General features: G+C 70.9%; 21 protein-coding genes. 10 read left to right on the forward strand and 11 right to left on the reverse strand.

Annotated features, from left to right (window positions below):
- Positions 1 to 2 precede the first annotated feature (2 nt).
- On the reverse strand, positions 3 to 1,664 hold the full coding sequence (locus tag ACZ6KO_RS29265; protein ID WP_469307008.1) for a long-chain fatty acid--CoA ligase: 1,662 nt from the start codon (positions 1,662 to 1,664) through the stop codon (positions 3 to 5).
- Here ACZ6KO_RS29265 and ACZ6KO_RS29270 point away from each other — a divergent pair.
- Positions 1,611 to 1,805, forward strand: coding sequence for a hypothetical protein (locus ACZ6KO_RS29270; RefSeq protein WP_469307074.1), 195 nt, complete (start codon positions 1,611 to 1,613; stop codon positions 1,803 to 1,805). The two genes, ACZ6KO_RS29265 and ACZ6KO_RS29270, sit on opposite strands and share 54 nt — an antisense overlap.
- On the opposite strand, the gene ACZ6KO_RS29275 is transcribed toward ACZ6KO_RS29270, so the two are convergent.
- From ACZ6KO_RS29275 to ACZ6KO_RS29310, 8 genes are all read right to left on the reverse strand, one after another.
- Positions 1,795 to 2,328, reverse strand: coding sequence for a SigE family RNA polymerase sigma factor (locus tag ACZ6KO_RS29275; RefSeq protein WP_469307009.1), 534 nt, complete (start codon positions 2,326 to 2,328; stop codon positions 1,795 to 1,797). The two genes, ACZ6KO_RS29270 and ACZ6KO_RS29275, sit on opposite strands and share 11 nt — an antisense overlap.
- Before the next feature lie 135 nt (positions 2,329 to 2,463).
- On the reverse strand, positions 2,464 to 3,630 hold the full coding sequence (locus tag ACZ6KO_RS29280; RefSeq protein ID WP_469307010.1) for a lipid-transfer protein: 1,167 nt from the start codon (positions 3,628 to 3,630) through the stop codon (positions 2,464 to 2,466).
- Positions 3,627 to 4,133: a MaoC family dehydratase gene (locus tag ACZ6KO_RS29285; protein ID WP_469307011.1), complete on the reverse strand. Its 507-nt coding sequence runs from the start codon at positions 4,131 to 4,133 to the stop codon at positions 3,627 to 3,629. The genes ACZ6KO_RS29280 and ACZ6KO_RS29285 overlap by 4 nt, the downstream gene beginning before the upstream one ends.
- Positions 4,130 to 5,161: an acyl-CoA dehydrogenase family protein gene (locus ACZ6KO_RS29290; RefSeq protein ID WP_469307012.1), complete on the reverse strand. Its 1,032-nt coding sequence runs from the start codon at positions 5,159 to 5,161 to the stop codon at positions 4,130 to 4,132. The genes ACZ6KO_RS29285 and ACZ6KO_RS29290 overlap by 4 nt, the downstream gene beginning before the upstream one ends.
- Positions 5,161 to 6,099, reverse strand: coding sequence for a bifunctional MaoC family dehydratase N-terminal/OB-fold nucleic acid binding domain-containing protein (locus tag ACZ6KO_RS29295; RefSeq protein ID WP_469307013.1), 939 nt, complete (start codon positions 6,097 to 6,099; stop codon positions 5,161 to 5,163). Before ACZ6KO_RS29295 ends, ACZ6KO_RS29290 begins: the two co-directional genes overlap by 1 nt.
- Positions 6,096 to 7,259, reverse strand: coding sequence for an acyl-CoA dehydrogenase family protein (locus tag ACZ6KO_RS29300; protein WP_469307014.1), 1,164 nt, complete (start codon positions 7,257 to 7,259; stop codon positions 6,096 to 6,098). The genes ACZ6KO_RS29295 and ACZ6KO_RS29300 overlap by 4 nt, the downstream gene beginning before the upstream one ends.
- Positions 7,260 to 7,427: 168 nt before the next feature.
- The gene (locus ACZ6KO_RS29305) at positions 7,428 to 7,739 is read right to left on the reverse strand and encodes a hypothetical protein (protein ID WP_469307015.1); all 312 of its coding nucleotides are present in this window, start codon (positions 7,737 to 7,739) and stop codon (positions 7,428 to 7,430) included.
- Positions 7,740 to 8,163: 424 nt separating this feature from the next.
- Positions 8,164 to 8,502, reverse strand: a complete 339-nt coding sequence (locus ACZ6KO_RS29310; RefSeq protein WP_469307016.1) for a DUF6344 domain-containing protein — start codon at positions 8,500 to 8,502, stop codon at positions 8,164 to 8,166.
- A 550-nt stretch (positions 8,503 to 9,052) separates the two neighbouring features.
- On the opposite strand from ACZ6KO_RS29310, the gene ACZ6KO_RS29315 reads away from it, so the two are divergent.
- Positions 9,053 to 9,508, forward strand: a complete 456-nt coding sequence (locus tag ACZ6KO_RS29315; RefSeq protein WP_469307017.1) for an SCO4225 family membrane protein — start codon at positions 9,053 to 9,055, stop codon at positions 9,506 to 9,508.
- 504 nt (positions 9,509 to 10,012) lie between these two features.
- Here ACZ6KO_RS29315 and ACZ6KO_RS29320 read toward each other — a convergent pair.
- Positions 10,013 to 10,528, reverse strand: a complete 516-nt coding sequence (locus ACZ6KO_RS29320) for a hypothetical protein (RefSeq protein WP_469307018.1) — start codon at positions 10,526 to 10,528, stop codon at positions 10,013 to 10,015.
- Positions 10,529 to 10,918: 390 nt separating this feature from the next.
- On the opposite strand from ACZ6KO_RS29320, the gene ACZ6KO_RS29325 reads away from it, so the two are divergent.
- Complete coding sequence (locus ACZ6KO_RS29325; protein ID WP_469307019.1) at positions 10,919 to 11,695, forward strand: NUDIX domain-containing protein; 777 nt, start codon at positions 10,919 to 10,921, stop codon at positions 11,693 to 11,695.
- On the opposite strand, the gene ACZ6KO_RS29330 is transcribed toward ACZ6KO_RS29325, so the two are convergent.
- Positions 11,679 to 12,743, reverse strand: coding sequence for an XRE family transcriptional regulator (locus ACZ6KO_RS29330; RefSeq protein WP_469307020.1), 1,065 nt, complete (start codon positions 12,741 to 12,743; stop codon positions 11,679 to 11,681). The two genes, ACZ6KO_RS29325 and ACZ6KO_RS29330, sit on opposite strands and share 17 nt — an antisense overlap.
- Positions 12,744 to 13,359: 616 nt before the next feature.
- On the opposite strand from ACZ6KO_RS29330, the gene ACZ6KO_RS29335 reads away from it, so the two are divergent.
- Genes ACZ6KO_RS29335 through traB form a run of 7 tightly spaced genes read left to right on the forward strand, consistent with a single transcriptional unit; the run spans position 13,360 to position 18,278 of the window.
- Positions 13,360 to 13,623, forward strand: a complete 264-nt coding sequence (locus ACZ6KO_RS29335) for a DUF6284 family protein (protein ID WP_469307021.1) — start codon at positions 13,360 to 13,362, stop codon at positions 13,621 to 13,623.
- Positions 13,623 to 13,898, forward strand: coding sequence for a DUF6303 family protein (locus ACZ6KO_RS29340; RefSeq protein WP_469307022.1), 276 nt, complete (start codon positions 13,623 to 13,625; stop codon positions 13,896 to 13,898). Before ACZ6KO_RS29335 ends, ACZ6KO_RS29340 begins: the two co-directional genes overlap by 1 nt.
- A complete protein-coding gene (locus ACZ6KO_RS29345) occupies positions 13,898 to 14,743 on the forward strand; it encodes a hypothetical protein (RefSeq protein ID WP_469307023.1) in 846 nt (281 codons plus the stop codon). The genes ACZ6KO_RS29340 and ACZ6KO_RS29345 overlap by 1 nt, the downstream gene beginning before the upstream one ends.
- The gene (locus tag ACZ6KO_RS29350; RefSeq protein WP_469307024.1) at positions 14,740 to 15,066 is read left to right on the forward strand and encodes an RRQRL motif-containing zinc-binding protein; all 327 of its coding nucleotides are present in this window, start codon (positions 14,740 to 14,742) and stop codon (positions 15,064 to 15,066) included. The genes ACZ6KO_RS29345 and ACZ6KO_RS29350 overlap by 4 nt, the downstream gene beginning before the upstream one ends.
- A gap of 43 nt (positions 15,067 to 15,109) precedes the next feature.
- Positions 15,110 to 15,616: a hypothetical protein gene (locus ACZ6KO_RS29355; protein ID WP_469307025.1), complete on the forward strand. Its 507-nt coding sequence runs from the start codon at positions 15,110 to 15,112 to the stop codon at positions 15,614 to 15,616.
- Positions 15,616 to 16,215: a plasmid transfer protein TraA gene (gene traA / locus ACZ6KO_RS29360; RefSeq protein ID WP_469307026.1), complete on the forward strand. Its 600-nt coding sequence runs from the start codon at positions 15,616 to 15,618 to the stop codon at positions 16,213 to 16,215. The genes ACZ6KO_RS29355 and traA overlap by 1 nt, the downstream gene beginning before the upstream one ends.
- 14 nt (positions 16,216 to 16,229) lie before the next feature.
- Positions 16,230 to 18,278, forward strand: coding sequence for a plasmid transfer protein TraB (traB, locus tag ACZ6KO_RS29365; RefSeq protein ID WP_469307027.1), 2,049 nt, complete (start codon positions 16,230 to 16,232; stop codon positions 18,276 to 18,278).
- Positions 18,279 to 18,291: the final 13 nt, after the last annotated feature.

Here is an 18,291-nt window from a genome sequence, read left to right on the forward strand (position 1 = left end):
CCTCAGTCGAGCAGGGTGACCTGGAGCTCGCCGTCCGCGTACTGGCGCCTGATGACCTTCTTGTCGAACTTGCCGACGCTCGTCTTCGGCACCGCGTCGACGATCGTCCAGCGCTCGGGCAGCTGCCACTTGGCGATGGACCGGGCGAGGAACGCGCGCAGCTCCGTGTAGTCCGCGCCGGCCCCGTCCTTGAGGACGACGGTGGCCAGCGGGCGCTCGCCCCACTTGTCGTCGGGGACGGCGATGACCGCGGCCTCGGCGATGTCGGGGTGCGCCATCAGCGCGTTCTCCAGCTCGATGCTGGAGATCCATTCGCCGCCGGACTTGATGACGTCCTTGGTCCGGTCGGTCAGGGTCAGGAACCCGTCCGCGCTGATCGTTCCGACGTCGCCGGTCCTGAGCCAGCCGTCCGCGCTGAACTTGTCCTCGGGGCGCAGCGGTTCGCCGGTGGGCCCGTTGTAGTAGGCGGCCGCGATCCAGTTGCCGCGGACCTCCAGCTCGCCCGCCGACTGCCCGTCCCACGGCAGCAGGTCGCCGCCGGGGCCGATCAGCCGCGCCTCGACCCCGGCCGGGAAGCGGCCCTGGGTGACGCGGTAGGGCCACTCCTCCTCGGGGGTCAGACCGGCGGGCGGGTGGGCCATGGTGCCCAGCGGCGAGGTCTCGGTCATGCCCCAGGCGTGGCACAGCCGGACGCCGAGCTTGTCGTAGGCCTCCATCAGTGAGGGCGGGCAGGCCGAGCCGCCGATGGTGACCTGCTTCATGGAGGACAGGTCGCGCGGGCTGGTCGTGACCTCGGCGAGCAGGCCCTGCCAGATGGTGGGGACGGCCGCCGCGTGCGAGGGCTTCTCGCGCTCGATCATCTCGGCGAGCGGGGCGGGCTGCAGGAAGCGGTCCGGCATCAGCATGTTGATACCGGTCATGAAGGTGGCGTGCGGCAGACCCCAGGCGTTGACGTGGAACTGCGGGACCACCACCAGGGTGGTGTCGCGGTCGGTCAGGCCCATCGACTCGGTCATGTTGACCTGCATGGAGTGCAGGTAGATCGAGCGGTGGGAGAAGACGACGCCCTTGGGGTCACCGGTGGTACCGGAGGTGTAGCACATGGCCGCGGCCTGGCGCTCGTCCAGCTCGGGCCAGTCGTACGAGGTGGGGCGGCCCGCGATCAGCTCCTCGTAGTCATGGACGCGGAAGCCGCGCTCCTGGGCGAGGGCTTCGAGGCCCGAGCGGTCGCCGATGCCGGAGACGACGACGTGCTCGACGGTCGGCAGGTGCGGCAGCAGCGGGACCAGCAGGGGCAGCAGCGTGCCGTTGACCAGGACGACCCGGTCGGCCGCGTGGTTGACGATGAAGACCAGCTGCTCGGGAGGGAGCCGCAGGTTGAGCGTGTGCAGGACCGCGCCCATCGAGGGGATCGCGAAGTACGCCTCGACGTGCTCGGCGTTGTTCCACATCAGGGTGCCGACCCGGTCGTCCTGCTGGACCCCGAGCTCGTCGCGCAGCGCGTTGGCGAGCTGGGTGGTGCGGGCGCCGACCTCGGCGAAGCTCCGGCGGTGCGGCTCGGCCTCCCCCGTCCAGGTCGTGACCTGGGACTTTCCGTGGATCGTCATCCCGTGATGAAGGATGCGGGTGACGAGGAGCGGGACATCCTGAATGGTGCTCAGCAAAGCGTCCTCCCGGGGGCGCTGCGGCGCTGCGGCGGCTTCGGTTCGAAGCCGATTCTGCGCACGTACCGCCTGGTCTGTCACTACCCGGAGCGGCCGGTGTTTCACGTGAAACACCGCGGCGTGGAGGGGATCAGCCGGTGAGGGCGAGCTCCGGATCCTCGCGGAGTTTGCCCAGGGCGCGGGAGACGGCGCTCTTGACGGTGCCCACCGAGACACCGAGCAGCTCGGCGGTCTGCGCCTCGCTCATGTCCTCGTAGTAGCGCAGGACCACCATCGCCCGCTGCCGTTCGGGCAGCCGGGCCACCGCCCGCCACATCGCGTCGCGCAGTGCCTGCGCCTCGGCGGGGTCGGTCACCGGGGGGTTCGCGACCTCGGGCAGCTCGTCGCACGCGAACTCGTCCACCTTGCGCTTGCGCCACTGCGAGGTCCGCGTGTTGACCAGGGCTCGGCGCACGTAACCGTCGAGGGCCCGCTGGTCCTGTATCCGGTCCCAGGCGACGTACGTCTTGGTCAGGGCGGTCTGCAGCAGGTCCTCGGCGTCGCACGGGTCGGCGGTCAGCGAGCGTGCGGTGCGCATCAGGACCGTGCCGCGGGTCCGTACGTACGCCGAGAACGACGGATACAGCAGCGGGTCCGAGGCGGACGTGCACACAGGCGTGGTCATACCCCCACGCTAGGAGCGCGGGACGCGCCGGGGATCGCCCCCAGGTGCCGAAGCCGCCTCCGTCTCAGGTTGTAGTGCGGGGGTTTCCCCCACCACCTGAAGGTGGAGGTGCTCTCGTCGCGCCGGACGGGCCCCCTAGCCGTCCGCACCCAGGATCAGGCCGGAGGTCGGGACCCCGGTACCGGCCGTGACCAGGACGTGAGTGGCGCCGGCCCGCTGGTTGACCGAGCTGCCGCGCAGCTGGCGCACCGCTTCGGCGATGCCGTTCATGCCGTGCAGGTACGCCTCGCCGAGCTGGCCGCCGTGGGTGTTCAGCGGCAGCCGGTCCTCGGCCACGAAGGCCGCCGCCTCACCCGGTCCGCAGAAGCCGAACTCCTCCAGCTGCATCAGGACGAACGGGGTGAAGTGATCGTAGAGGATGCCCACGTCGATGTCGGCGGGGCGCAGTCCGGAGGTCCGCCACAGCTGGCGCGCGACCACGTCCATCTCCGGCAGCCCGGTCAGGTCGTCGCGGTAGAAGGAGGTCATGCCCTCCTGGCGGCGGCCCGCGCCCTGGGCGGCGGCCGCGATGACCGCGGGCCGCTGCCGCAGGTCGCGGGCGCGCTCGGTGGTCGTGACGACGACGGCCTGGCCGCCGTCGGTCTCCTGGCAGCAGTCCAGCAGCCGCAGCGGCTCCACGATCCAGCGCGAGGCGGCGTGGTCCGCGAGGGTGATGGGCTTGCCGTAGAAGTACGCGGCCGGGTTGGTGGCGGCGTGCCGGCGGTCGGTGACCGCGACATGGCCGAAGGCGTCGGGGGTCAGGCCGTAGGCGTGCAGGTACCGCTGGGCGGCCATGGCCACCCAGGACGCCGGGGTCAGCAGGCCCCAGGGCAGCGACCAGCCCAGCGCCGCGCCCTCCGCCGAGGGCTCGCGCTGCTGGACGCCGGAACCGAAGCGGCGGCCGGAGCGCTCGTTGAACGCGCGGTAGCAGACCACGACCTCCGCGACCCCGGTGGCGACGGCGAGGGCGGCCTGCTGGACGGTGGCGCAGGCCGCGCCGCCGCCGTAGTGGATCCGGGAGAAGAAGGACAGCTCCCCGATGCCCGCCGCCTGGGCGACGGTGATCTCGGGGCTGGTGTCCATGGTGAAGGTGACCATCCCGTCGACGTCGGCGGGGCTCAGCCCGGCGTCGTCGAGGGCGGCGTGCACGGCCTCGACGGCGAGCTTCAGCTCGCTGCGCCCGGAGTCCTTGGAGAACTCGGTCGCGCCGATGCCGGCGATGGCGGCGCGGCCGCCGAGCCCGTCACGGCTGCGCACGCTCATGCGGCCGCCTCCCGGCTCACGGTGGCCGCGGCGGTGGCTCCGGCGGCCGCGGGGGCCGGAGGGGGGCCGCCGAGGGTCGCGGTGACCGTGCCGGTGACGTGGTGGCCGAGGCCGTTGGCGCCGACGACGCGGATCTCGACGGTGTCCCCCTCGACCGCGAGGACCGTGCCGGTGAGCACCATGGTGTCGCTGGGGTAGTTGGGGGCGCCGAGCCGGATCGCGACCTTGCGCAGCCGCGCGCCCGGCCCCAGGCGATCGGTGACGTACCGGCCGACCAGGCCGTTCGTCGTCAGGATGTTCATGAAGATGTCCGGGGAGCCCTTCTCCCGCGCGAGCTCCGCGTCGTGGTGCACGTCCTGGTAGTCGCGGGAGGCGATGGCGCCCGCGACGATCAGCGTGCGCGTGACCGGTACCTCCAGCGGCGCCAGGGTGTCGCCGGTCGCCGGAAGGCCGCCGGGCGGCGGGGTGCCACCGGGCGGCAGCGGGGTGTCGCCTGTTCTCATGCCGTCTCCTTCGCGAGTGAGGCGCCCAGTTCGGCCAGCAGCTCGGCCCCGCAGCCCAGGTACGCGTCCAGCTGGCGGCCCCACAGGAAGTGCCGGTGGACGGGGTGGTCGAGGTCGGCGCCCATGCCGCCGTGCAGGTGCTGGCCCGCGTGGACCACGCGCTTGCCGGCCTCCGAGGCCCACCAGGCGGCGGTCAGCGCGTGCTCGTACGCCGGCAGGCCCGCGTCGATGCGCCAGGCGGCCTCGTACGCGGTGACCCGGATGGCCTCGGTGTCCATGTGCGCGTCGGCCGCCCGGAGCTGGACACCCTGGTGGGTGGAGAGGGGCCGGCCGAACTGCTCGCGGGTGGAGGTGTGGGCGACGGCGCGGGCGAGGGAGCCGGCGCAGACGCCCGCCTGGAGACCGGCGAAGGCCGTCCGGGCGGCGGCGAGGACCGGCTCGTACGCCTCGGGGCCCGCCAGCGGCTCCGCCTCCGCGCCGGCCAGGGTCAGCCGGCCCGCCGACCACGGGGCGGTGGTCTCCACCGGCTGCGTCCGGACCCCCGGCGCGTCCGTCCTGACCAGCCACAGGGCCCGCCCGTCGTCGGGCACCAGGACATGGGTGGCATCGCGCAGCCAGGGCACGACGGGGAGGGTGCCACTGAGCCGGCCGCCGTCGGCCCGGGCGACGTACCCGCGGGCCGGGAAGGCACCGGTGGCCACCGCCTCGCCGGTGCCGAGGGCGGGCAGCAACCGGTCGCGCAGCTCCGCGCCGCCGTGGGCGGTGACGGGAAGGATGCCGTAGGCGCAGGTGGCGGCGAAGGGCACCTGGGCGGTGGTGCGGCCCTGTTCCTCCAGCAGCAGGACCAGGCCGAGCAGCCCGACGTCCGCCACCGCGGCGGTCAGGCCGGCGGCGGTCAGCGCCTTCCACAGCTCGGCGTCGCTCCCGGTGCCGGCGGCGGCCAGGCGCTCATGGGTGGCCAGGTCGCGGAAGATCCGGGCGGCGAGGCCGGCGGCCGCCGCCTGTTCCTCGGTGGGACGGAAGTCCATCAGGCGGCGCTCCCCCGGAAGACGGGGAGTTCGAGGTCGTCGTCGACGCGCAGGAACTCCAGCTGGACGGGCATCCCGATGCGCACCTTGTCGTACGGGACCCCGGTGATGTTGCTGATCATGCGGACGCCCTCGGCGAGTTCGACCAGGGCCACCACGTAGGGCGGGTCGAAGGCCGGGAAGGGCGGGTGGTGCATGACGACGTAACTGAAGACGGTGCCGGCTCCGGTCGCCTCGACGGTGTCCCAGTCGGGGGACGCGCAGTGGTTGCAGCCGGGTAGCCAGGGGAAGCGGAGGGCGCCGCAGGCGCCGCAGCGCTGGATGAGGAGGCGGCGGCGCGCGACCCCGTCCCAGAAGCCCTGGTTGTCGCGGTTGACGACGGGGCGGGGGCGGGAGGGCCGCGGCCGTTGCCGTTGCCGTTGCCGTTGCCGTTGCCGGGGTGGTTGCGGGGCGGGGGCGGCCGGGGCGTACTTGAGGATGCGGAAGCGGTGGGTCCCGGCGAGTTCGCCCGCCACCCGGATGTCCATGCGGGTGGTCACGAAGTGGCCGGTGCCGAGCTTGGTCGTCTTGCGGGGGGAGACCGACTCGATGACGGCGTCGAAGGTGACGGTGTCACCGGGCCGCAGGGGCCGGAGGTACTCCTGCTCGCAGTCGGTGGCGACCACGGAGGTGCAGCCGGCCCCGTCGAGGAGGGTGAGGAGCTCGTCGTACGCGGAGGAGCGGTCGGTGTGGCCGGAGAGTCCGCCCATCGTCCAGGCCTGGAGCATGGTGGGCGGTGCGATGGCGTCCGGGCCGGTGTAGGCGGGGTGGGCATCGCCCATCGCCTCGCACCAGTGGCGGATCATGGCCGCGTCGACGCGGTCCTTGCCGACGCCCCCGGTGGCGGCGGGCCGTCCCTCGAACTCCTTGAGCAGCGGATAGAGGCCGTCCTCGCTCACCGCTTCCTCCCCTTCATACCGAGCCGCATCATCGCGACGATCTCGCGCTGGACCTCGCTGACCCCGCCGCCGAAGGTGTTGATCTGGGCGGCCCGGTTCATCCGTTCGAGCTCGCCGCCGGCGAAGCCGCCGGGGCCGCGGACGAGGGCCTGCTCGCCGACGACCTCCTGGCACATCCGGTAGACCTCGACGGTGGACTCGGTGCCCAGGAACTTCACGCCGCTCGCGTCGCCGGGCGCCAGGGTGCCGGCCCCGACGTCCTGGACGAGGCGCCAGTTGAGCAGGCGTACGGCGGCCAGCCGGGCGTGCGCCTCGGCCAGGCGCGCCTGGACCCAGGGGCGGTCGGCGGGGCGCTCGCCGGTGCCCGGGGCGGGGGTGCGGGCGTGGGCGAGGGCCGCGGCGTAGAAGTCCTCGGCCTGCATGCCGATGGCGGCGAGGGCCACGCGCTCGTGGTTGAGCTGGTTGGTGATCAGACCCCATCCGCCGTGCTCGGGGCCGACGAGGTTGCCCGCGGGGACGCGGACGGCGTCGTAGTACGTGGCCGTGGTGGTGAGCCCGCCGACGGTCTCGATGGGGGTCCACGAGAAACCGGGGGAGTCGGTCGGCACCAGGATGATCGAGATGCCCTTGTGCTTGGGAGCGCCGGGGTCGGTGCGGCAGGCGAGCCAGATCCAGTCGGCGTTCTGGGCGTTCGAGGTGAAGATCTTCTGCCCGTCCACGACCCAGTCGGCGGCGGCGCCGGCGCCGTCACGGACGGCCCTGGTGCGCAGGGAGGCGAGATCCGTGCCCGCCTCGGGTTCGGAGTAGCCGATGGCGAAGACGAGCTCGCCGGCGAGGATCCGGGGGAGGAAGTACTCCTTCTGCTCCGGGGTCCCGTACTTCATCAGGGTCGGGCCCACCGTGTTGAGCGTGACCATGGAGACGGGGGCGCCTGCCCGGTAGGCCTCGTCGAAGAACACGAACTGCTCGTCGGGGCCGCGGCCCTGGCCGCCGTACTCGACGGGCCAGCCGAGGCCGAGGAGGCCGTCGGCGCCGATGCGGCGCAGCAGCCGGCGCTGCTCGGGAAGTCCGGACGGGGGGCCGTCGGGCATGGTGGTGCGGAAGTAGTCGCGCAGCTCCGCGCGGAGCCTCAACTGGCCTTCGGACGGGGCGAGATGCACGGCGCGGCCTCCAGGCATCGCAACATCGAGTAGATCTGACTCTCCGTCAGATCCACTGGGGATGTCAAGGTCGCAGGCCGCGACCCCGCCGGGAAACGCGCGAGGGCGCCTGCGCTACCGGACCCCAGCCGGTCCGGTCGCACAGGCGCCCTCCATGCTCGCCGGGGACTACCACCAGGGGTGGAAGTTCACCGCGATGTTGGAGTTCGACTGGTCGATGGCCGTGAACGCCGAGCCGTTGACCTGCGCGGTGTTGTTCTGGTTGGCCGCGCCGGAGCCCGTGGCGACCTGCTGCGTGGTGGCGGAGTTGCCGTTGTTGTCACCGCCGACACCGCTGCCGATGATGCTGGCGACGCTCGCATTCGATCCGTCGTTCGCGAACGAACCGTTGTCGGCCTGGGCCACCCCGCCGAAGACGGCGACGGCGAGGGGGAGAGCGGCGACGGCTGCGATGACGCGGGCGGTACGGATGCTTGCCATGTCTGAATCCTCCAAGGGACCCGAAGTGGGGGTTGTACCAAGCCAGTTGGCCGACCGGCGTTGGTCGTGGTGACGACGTCGCGAGATCAGAATTGCCCACCGAATCCCCGGCGAACCACCCCTAGCTCCTCGATTCCCCCGCAAGCATGAGCAACATCGGATAAACCTCATTCACGCCCCCAGAGCCCCAGCTCACAACCCCTGTCCCTGCCGAAACCCAAGCCCCGGACGGGTCGAAGCGTTTCACCAAAAAGGATCTTCAGCGCATGCCTGGGCATGCCAAAAAGGGCCGCTTCGTCCGGGAACCCCACCGTCTCCCGGCCCTCGCGGCCCTGCAGCGCCCAGCTCGATGCGAGCTGTGCCAAGCGATCACGGGCTGTGCGCCCCTTGCACGCCCCCGGCGCCCGCCGGGGCTTGCGCATCCCTATGCCGTGAGAGCCACGTCGTCCCGCTCCCCGACCGTGGCGGCGGCGGTCGTCGACCGGCGCGCGCTGGGGGCCGACCCGTGGGCCTCGGCCCGGATCCGCTGCGCGATGGTGGGCGGCAGCGCCCCGCCGCGCATCACCTCCCGCCAGCTCCGCCGGGCCCGCACCACCACCGCCGGCCGCGCAGCGCTCGCCGGGGCCGTGTCCGTACCCGCGACCGGAACCACCCCCGCGCTCGGGGCGGCGGCCTTGGCGCCGATCCCGAGGCCGGCGAAGAACGCGACGACGGCGGCGATGACGACGGTCCAGATCGAGAAGAAGCTGCGCTTACCGGCCATGACGACCCCACACTCCACATGTTCGGACGGGCGGATCTGCATACATTCGGCATGATGTGCCCGCAACCGCACCGCCTCCACGACGCGCGCCGATGGTCCGACAAACACCACCCGCCCGGCCCATCGGCCCCGCGATAATCCGCTGATGGGAACGGACACGCTCGCCGGGCTGCACGGCCCCGACGGGGTCCGTCTGGTCGTCTGGTTCGACTGTGGATCAACCTGGGGGTCGACTCGGTGAAAGTGGCCCGCCGAGCCGGGCACAGCCTGACGGTCCTGTTCCGGTTCTACGCCAGGATCCTGAGGGGCCAGCAGTCGCGTGCGAACGAACTGATCGAGCGGGGTCTCAACGGCGGCTGGTCGCGGAAGCCTCCGGCGCCGTGTGCCGGACAGGGGGGATGGTTGCGCGGTGTCCCGGCGTGCTGCCGGGCACGGCTCTGACCAGGTACGCACGGCCGAGCAGGATGAGTAGGCGTACTCAGGTGGCGGTCCTCGCCGGCTTCGAGACTGGGCACAGGTCGAACGAAGCCGAACGGGAACGGGGAACGTCATGGTGCGGCGCTGGTCGAAGGCTGAGATGTGGGTGCCCGGTGCGTACCTGGCGCTGGTGGTCGCGATGCTGGTCTACGTCGCGGTCGGCAGCCGGATCGGGGACATCGGGTTCTTCGGAGTCTGGCCGATCCTGGCCACGGCGCCGGTGAGCCTCCTCCTGCTGACGTTCTTCGGACCCGCGGCGGACGCCCTGGACTCGGCCCCGCCCATGGATCCCCACCCCCAGTACGGCTCCGAGCCGCCCGCGAAGCTGCCCACGGACCACCCCTCGGAGTCGGACCCGCTCCCTGCGGACTGGGTACCGGACACGTCCGTGGACCCCAAGCTCGACATGGTGGACGGCTTGGGCTTCCACGCCTCGGTCCTGGTCGGCGCCCTGGTCAACGCCGCGGCGATCTGGGCCCTGCTCCGCTACGTGGCGCGGCGGCGCGACGCCAGGAGTGCGCAGGTCTAGCGCCGTGATCCTGGCCCACAGATGGCCCATACGCGCCGGTCAACAGCGGGATACGGGTGCATCAAGGTGAGACAGGATGAACAGAGAGGGGCGGGCACCCCGATCGGGTACCCGCCCTCTGAACTGCTACTTCTCTGACCTGTGGCGGTGGGTGTGGGATTTGAACCCACGGTGACTTGCGCCACGACGGTTTTCAAGACCGCGAAGTCTGCGCTAGAAGCAGGGCGTCTGACCTGCCTCTAAGTCGCTTCAAGATCGCATCGAGCGTCGAGTCTGGCCACAGGTTGGCCACAGTCCTCCGCCAAGACCCCTCCGGGCACCGCCCGTGCCGCACTGGACGCCGATCGCAGGAGGTTCAGCTCCATATGGGCCCACGTCCGCTGATGGCGGGGCTGCTCAAAATCCCCTACGACACCCGCGCCACCGTCTTCAATCTGGGAAGTTTCGCGACAACTGGGGCGAGGCGAAACTGATAGCCCCTTGGGCAGACCGGTGGACTCCTGCTCAGATATCACAATATTGAGCAGGCTCAATTTTGACGTTCGGCGGGGAAAGGGAACCATCACCCCAGGGGCCAGATCTATCTGTTTCGATACGTCCTGTATAGAGGCCGTCAAATCCCCGAACCCAGTGCGTTCCGTTGGCGTCATAAAATTGGATGGAGTCAGGAAACTCCTGGCCGAGCGGCTTGTAATCCATGCCCCGCACGAGATCCCCGAGGACGCTGCCTGTGATGGTGATGCGCGTACATGGAGGCAACCCACCAATTGCCAAACCAGCGTAGTGCCCGCCAAAAGGAGGCACACGGAAGAGCATTTCCACGCCGGTAACAGCATCGACAGATCGATTCGAAATTACCGTGATACTTTCATCACCGGTGGGACTCGCTTCCCAGAATCCCACCTTGCCGGCTTGCGCCCGGCTGGCCTGCTCCAGTTCGAGGCGGGTGGCACTCACGCTAAACCAAGCAACAATTCCTGTAAATACGAGACCGAGGGCGGCGGCCAGGGCGGAAAGCATTGCCCCCCACGATGAAAGCCATGTCGCCTGATGCGTAGTCCATTTGCGTGGGTCTGCAATAGGTTTCGCCGTCCTGCGCATCAGTCGACGCGGACTATGGCGCGCGCGAAGCCTTGTAGCGCGGCGAGAGTTCACCAATTCCCGTCTGGTCTGCACCAGCCAATTTTCGTATGCCGCCGCCCTTACCGCATCTCTGCCTGGCCCACATCGAGTCTGGCTACCGCCCTCCGCAAACATCCCCTCCGGACACCATCTGATGCGGCCGCCTCGGTCCGCCGCACAGTGCCGACAGCTCAGGAAGCGAGAGACATTCCGATGACTGCGCCATCCGTGCTGCTGCCCCGTTACGCTGGCGAGCACCAGCCGACGATCCGGGAGTGTGCGCCGAGGATGGGACCCAAGACTCAGAGGGTCTACGAGACGATCCGGTCGTGGATCGAGTCGGGCCGCTACGCCGCCGGCGACAAGCTGCCGTCCGAGCGCACGCTGAGTTCCGAGCTTGAGATCGGCCGCACCGCGCTGCGACAGGTGCTGGCCCGGCTCGCGAGCGAGCGCCTCATCAGGGCGTACGACCGCAGCTCCTACCGCGTCGTTGGCGGGGAGGGCGTCCCCACCCCGGCGGAAGGCGAGCCCTGGAGGATCCACGGGGCCCGGCACATCTACGAGAACCGGTGGGTGAACCTCGACCTCGTGGACGTCGAGCCGCCCGGTGTCGAACGTTTCGAGCACCACGTCGTCCGCCTCCACCACGTGGCGATCACGGCCGTCGTGGACGAGCAGGACCGCGTGCTCATGCTGTGGCGCTACCGGTTCGTACCTGAGCAGTGGGGTTGGGAGCTGCCCGGGGGCATCGTGGACGCCGGGGAAGACGCTGCGGCCACGGCGGCCCGCGAGACCGAGGAAGAGACCGGCTGGCGGCCGGCCTCGGTCGAGCACGTCGTGACCTATCAGCCGATGATCGGCATGGTGGATTCGCCTCATGAGATCTTCGTGGCCCGCGGCGCCACGAAGGTGGGTGAGCCGACCGACGCCGAAGAAGCTGGCGAAGTGGCATGGATCCCCCTGGACGAGATCCCGTCGCTGATGGCCGAGGGCAAGCTCATGGGGTCCGGGACGCTCGTCGCGTTGCTCCACCTGCTCGCGTCTCGGCCTACAGCCGCCCGGTGAGCAGCTCCACCCGCCGGCGAAACCGCACGGATCCTGTGCGGTTCGCCAGCAACCGCGCTTGCTGGAGGTGTGAGCGTGCTTCATCAAGCTCACCCCGGGCCAGGTGCGCCTGCGTGAGGTCGCTGTGCAGGCCAGACCTGGCGCGCACGAACGAACTGTCGACCGTGCGCAGTGCGGCGTACAGCTCCTCCATCGCTGCACCATCCCCGATCATCGCCAGGACATTGCCGCGCCAACGGGCCAAGTGGTCTCCGTTGAGGAAGATGCTCAGCATGTCCGAGTCCCGCGCTTCTGCCCCGTCCGGTAGGGAAGCCTCGGCACGCTCAAGGGCCCGCTGAGCGTCGGAGCCCATCCCTGCCGCAGCGCACAGTTCGGCTTCGGCAGCACTTAGCCACGCCTTGAGCCGTGGCGAGTGCCGCTCGGCGTACGTGCTCTGCGCGTCCCGGATCAGCTCTACGGCCATCGCCGGCCGACCCGCGTCGCGCAGCACGTAAGCCTGTTCACCCATCGCGTGCGCCAGGTAAAGCGGGGCGTCGGCGTCCTGCGCCGCTCTCTTAGCCAGTTCGTACTGCCGCCATGCCCGCTCGACCGACCCTGCGTCGAGGGCCTGCCACGCCGCCAGCGTCGCCGCGCCAGCGAGCGCGGTGGCGATGGGCCGTCGCGTGCCAGGGAGCACTGCGAAGGTCAGCGCATCTTCCATGCGGGCCAGATGGCCCGTCATCTGGTCGACAAGCCCAGCGGCGCCCATCTGTCGGTCCATCGTCCGCAGTAACTCGGTCTGGTCCAGGAACGTCTGGACCATGGACTCGCCGATGCTCCGTGCGGAGTCGATGCGGCTGAGTAGATCGTCGTAGCCGTCTGTCTGCTGGGGAATCAGTCTCTCGCGCTCCCCACGCAGTTCGGCATCGGTCACGCCGAGCAGCGGCCGCAAGACCGCGGCGTATCGCTCACTGATGGCGCGCTTGCCGTTCTCCCACTCCGAGACATAGGTCTTCAGGCTGGCCGTGGACGCGATGTCCAGGAGCCGCTGGCGGGCGTGCTTCTCCATTTCGAAGATCAGGCGCTCCTGCGACCACCCGCGCGCAGTCCGTATGGACCGTAAGCCCATGCCCATGTGCCTCGCCTCCAAGTGAGCGCGTCCACGCGAGCGGCCAACCATATCGCCGCAGGTGGGAGCGGGTTAACACCCCCGAGGTTAACCCTAGTTAGCTACCGGCGCCCCCCTCTCTCGCCGTTTCCTGAAGTCACGCCAAGCAGCACCGAAGCACCCCGAACCACGAAAAGGGATTGCATCTGGTGCGCACCAGATGCAATCCTTCTGGTGCGCACCAGTTGAGGCCCTGAGGGGCCCGGCTAGGTCTGCCTGACGCGCCCGGAGGGCTCCCGAAAGGGGCTCGAAGGAAGCGACTGCTCCTTGAGAACTCAACAGAGTGCCGATCCAGCCGCCTGCACACGGGCGGTCGATGGGTCGAGAGAAGAGAACTTCCGCGGGCCGTGCCCGCGGGTGAGCACCAGTGCTCACGGTCCTCGGCACCAGTCCGGTGCCGGGTGGCCGTGGCCGCTCGTGCCAACGAGAGGTCTTTCCCAAAACGATGTGCAGCCCCGGCGGGCCAACGCCGGGGCTGCTGTTCGGTCCCGTTCCTGTGTGAGAGGAGCAAGACCCAATGAAGTTCATCGCTGCACGTCAGGTGCCCGTTACCGTGCTGCCGCCGGACCTGGAACCGACGGACGCGGAGCTGGATGCGATCGAGGCCGAGATGCCGCTGGTGCTGGCCGAGGTCGAGTTGCTGGACGCGTTGATCGCGCTGCTGGACCGGCCGGCGTCGGAGTTCGACGGCCGCAGGATCCGCCGGGCCCACCGCCGCGTACTCGCGGCGCGCCGCGACGCGGCGAACAAGGCGCCTGCGGCCACCGTTGAGGTGGCCTGATGCACCTGACGGCGCAGATGTCGAACCGGACCGGCTGGCACCTGTTCGTGGTCTTGATGCACGACACCAAGTGGCCGTCGCACGACTGGCCCGACAACTCCCCGATCCCGACGCCGGCTGAGCGTGCCCGCGTGCTGGCGGACCTCGGTTACGAGATCGAGCCCGGGGCCGAGTGGTCCTGGATCGAGGGTGACCCCGACGAGTACTGGGACGCGCCGGTGCTGCTGATGGCCAGCGCCCCCGTCCGCCCGATCGGATCGGGGAGCGAGCTGTGATGGCGCGTACCGCCGCTGCGCAGATCCGTGCGTTGGAGCGCCTGTTGGCGTCGTTGACACGGGTGCTGGTGTTCATCTGCACGGTGGCGCTGGTCTTCACCGCCACGAACGTCACGACGTTCGCCATCGATCATCACGTCTCGCCGTGGATCGCGTGGCTGCTTGATCCCATGGTGGCCGTTGCCCTGGGCACGGTGCTGCTGTTCGACGGTCGGCTGTCCGAATATGGGCTGAGGCCCTCGGGGTGGGCGTCGGTGCTGCGCTGGTTCGCCGGGCTGGCGACGTGGGTGATGAACTGCTGGGGTTCCCTCTGGCCGGAGGGGACACCGTTCGGTGTCCCCCGCAGCGTGGACCCGGCCGGGCTGGTCCTCCACTCCATCCCCCCGGTGCTGCTGATCGCGCTCGCTGAGGCGATCAGCCACTACCGGCGGGCGATCCTCAACAAGATCGATGACCTGCGGGCCGCCCTGGTGGACACCCCGGTCGCAGGGGTGGACCCCTCGGTTGTCCACCCGGCACCGACCCCCGTGTCCACCGGCCCGGCCGCCGAGCCGACGGCGCCGGTTCGCACGCGTGGCGGTGGGGGGTTTTCGCTGGTCATCTGTGGTGGCCAGCGGGTGCATCCCGTGTCCGTCCCCCGGGCGTCCACCGTCGTCCCCCTCCACCCCGAACCGGTCGCGAAGCTTGCGGCTGAGGACGCCAAACAGATCATCCGAGCGTGCTGGGAGAACGGTGAATCGATCGGGAAGGCGGCCCTGAAGTCCACCCGGTCCACCTCCTACGTCCACAAGGTGTACACCCAGCTTGCCGCCGCGTCCTCCCCGTCCGAGGGGGAAGCCCTGTGACCGCCCTGCCGGTCTACCCGTGGCGCCTGGCCCCAGACGGCCTGGCCACCCGCCGTCAGCTCCGCGCCGTCGGGCTGCGGCCCGGCGGTCAGGACGTCGTCGCGCAGATCGAGCGGCCCCGCCAGCGGCGACCCCCGCTGGTCGCGTTCCTCTACCGGGTCGACCTCGCCCAACCTGTCCGGCCGATGACCGCCGCTCGCCGGGCCGCGCTCGCCCGCGCGAACGCCGCCCGCCGCACCTGCCAGTCGTGCGGCCGCGACGCCGGATACGTCATCCCCGCCCACCTGGGCGCCTGCACGCCGTGCGCCTTTCCCCACCCCTGAACAGCGCGCTGCCTGAACCTCCGCCTCTCTTCCTGGAGTTCCTGTGTCTCGTCGTACTCGGCCCTCGGCCGCTTCGACCCTGCACATCCCGCGCCAGCGCGGGGGTCAGCCGGTCATCCTCGTCGTCAGCCCCGAACCGCCCCCCACCCTGACCACCCGCGCGATGCTCGCGGTGGGCCGCTGGCTGTGGAAGCACCGCCGCACCTGGGCCCCCACCGGCATCGCCACCACCCTCCTGCCCATCACCGGGGCGATCCACCTGATCGAGCCCCGCACCGCATGGGTGCTCGCCGTCCTCGCGCTGGCCCCGGCCGGCGTGTGGACGTGGGGCATGCTGCGCCGCCGCCCGACCTCCCGCCAGGCCGTCATCTGGCGGGCCGTCCTCGCCGCGTTCGTCACGCTCGTCATCGGCTGGACGGCGGCGGCGGTGGCGTTCGCCCCGACCCACCCCGCTGTGTTCACCGCCTGGACCGTCCTCGCCCTGGCCGCTCAGGTGGCCTGGGTCGCCGCCCGCCACCTGACCCTCGGCCGTGAGAAGGAGACTGCCTGATGGCCAACACCACCAACGGCACCGGCCGGACCGACCCCGCTGGTCAGCGCGCCCGGACGCAGCGGCCCCGGTCGTCGCCGCGTGCCGGGGCCAACGGCTCCCAGTCCAAGAACTACAACAAGACCTTCTCCCCCGGCTTCACCCTCAACGTCAACGCCGGCGGCCGGGGCAGCGGCGGCGGCGGTGGTGGTGGTGGTGGTCGGCATGCCGCCCCCGTGGCGGGTGGCCAGGGCGGCGGCCGGTCTCAGTCCCTGCTGCCCGCGCCGGAGTTCACCTCTCCGGCGCAGGTCCGGCAGTACTGCAACGCCGTCCGCGCCGCCGGAGTGACTCTCTCGATCGAGGTCGCCATGGGCGCCGAGATCCTCAAGGCCACCCTGGTCCAGGTGCCCGACCCGGACGGCCGTATCGGTGGTTCCCGGATCCGGGCGGCGCGGGTGGCGCGGAAGATGCAGCGCGCCGCGGACGCCCTGCGGGACGCGGCGAAGAACGCCGCCGCCACCTACGCCCTGTTCCAGCAGCAGTACGAGGAAGAGATCAACCGCGTCCGCCACCGCGCCCGCCCCGCCTCCACCCCGCGCATGGACTGGGGCCAGCTCTAGAAAGGAGAGACGTGATGGCTGAGCGCGAGCACAGCGTTGAGCAGCAGTACGAAGACCAGCTCCGCGGCGCCGCCGACGGCGCAGGCCTCGGCAGCTACATCCTGCACCGGGCTAAGCCCCACCTGCCGCCGTGGCTGTGCGCGGGCGGGCTCGGGCTGGCCGGGGTGCTGGGCAGCACCCAGTGGCAGGGCAGCGCCGCCGCCGGCGTCGGTCTGACCCTGGCCTCTGTGGCGCTGACCGGGCTGACGTGGTGGGCGGGCAAGGCGACCGGGCAGCAGCGGCGCCTGCACTCGGCCATCACCGTGGCCGCAGGCTCCGCCTGGCTGACTAGCGCCTGCCTCGCCGGACCCGCCGCCGGGCCGCTGCCGGACCTGTACCTGATGGGCGGCCCGGCCCTCGCCCTGTCGTGGAACATCCGCATGGTCCTGCGCCGCAACGTCGACGGCACCGCCGGCGGCGGGACGGACAAGGGGCTGCTGGAGAAGGTGGGTCTGGCCCGGGCTCAGATCGGCGCGACGTCGGTGGAGCCCAACCGGGTCACCGCGAAGGTGGCGCTGGAGGCTGGTGAGCAAACCAACGACGACGTGGCCAAGGTGTTGCCGCGGATCGCGTCCGCGCTGGACCTGCCCACCTCGGCCGTCCGCTACATGGGCGATCCGGGCTCGGCCCGCCGCGGTGAGCTGGTCATCGTCCCTGAGGACATGCTGGCGCAGGTCGCCGAGTATCCCGGCCCGTCCAGTCTGGGCGGGTCCATCGCTGAGCCGCTGGTCATCGGCCGCTACGACGACGGATCCCCCCTCGTGCTGTGGCTGCCCGGCGACCCGGAGACCAAGCGCAACGCAACCCACGTCCTCATCGCGGGCGGCACCGGATCCGGCAAGGGCGAGACCGCCCTGAACCTCATGACCGAGATCATCTCCCGCAACGACGTCCTGCTGTGGGTGTCGGACCCGAAGATGTTCCAGGACTTCCGCCCCCTGCTGCCCGGGATGGACTGGGCGGCCGAGGGCGGACCGGACACTGAGGTCATGGTGGAGGCCATCAAGGCCGTCATCCCGGCGCGCACCCGCTGGCTCGGCGCCCACGGCTACCGCCAGTGGGTTCCCGCCGCCGCGCAGCGGCAGACCAGCACCGACCACACCTGCCGCACCAACGGCCGGTCGTGCGGGTGCGAGGGGATGCCGTTCCTGGTCACGTGGATGGAAGAGGCAGCCAACACCCTCCGGCTGATGGGCGACGACGCGTTCACCGGGATCGCCCAGGAAGCCCGCTCCGCCGGCGTCTCCCTGATCGTGTCCCTGCAGCGCCCCTCCTACGACCAGATGTCCACCAGCACGCGGGCGTCGCTTCCGTCGGTGATCGCGCTGGGCTGCGACCCCCGCGACGAGGGGTTCAGCCTCCCGGACGCGGTCATCGACGCGGGGGCGCACCCGGGGGCGTGGGGGAACCGGCGGCCGGGCTACTGCTACGTGGTCTCGCCCGGCATCCCCGAGGACCGCTACCCCTCCCCGGGACGAACGTTCGCCGTCCCCCACACAGCCACTCCCACCCTGGAAGCCCTCGCCCGCTGGGCGCAGGCCAACGGCGCCACCGCCGACCCCGTCACCGCCGGAGCGGCGCGGGCGGTGGCCGGACAGAACTACCCCGGCCGCACCACCCCCGGCGCCCCGGCGGCGGTAGCTGGACCGGTCGCCGACGAGGGGGCGTCCGGGGCGGAAGCGGAATTGTCCGGGCTACTGGTCGACCCCGAGGACGCCGACATCGACCCCACGGCCGAACTGCCCGCCGGGGAGGACGGCGACGACACCCCGCTGTGGGAGTCGCCGGGCCACAAGCCGTCCCCGCAGGAAGCGCGGGAACTGTTCGCGTACGCGCTGGACGACTTCGAGGCGGCCGGACAGATGGTCGTCGGTCCGAAGGACTTCATGGACTGGTGCGACCGGCACCAGCTCTCCCGGCCGTGGGTGTCCGAGCGTCTCAAGGAGGCTGCGTTGGACGGTCGGCTGGAGCCGACGTCGGCGACCGGGCGGTGGCGGATCGTGCCCAGCCTGACGGCTGTCTGACACCTGACACCCC

The organism is Streptomyces sp. NPDC042102, assembly GCF_055582305.1.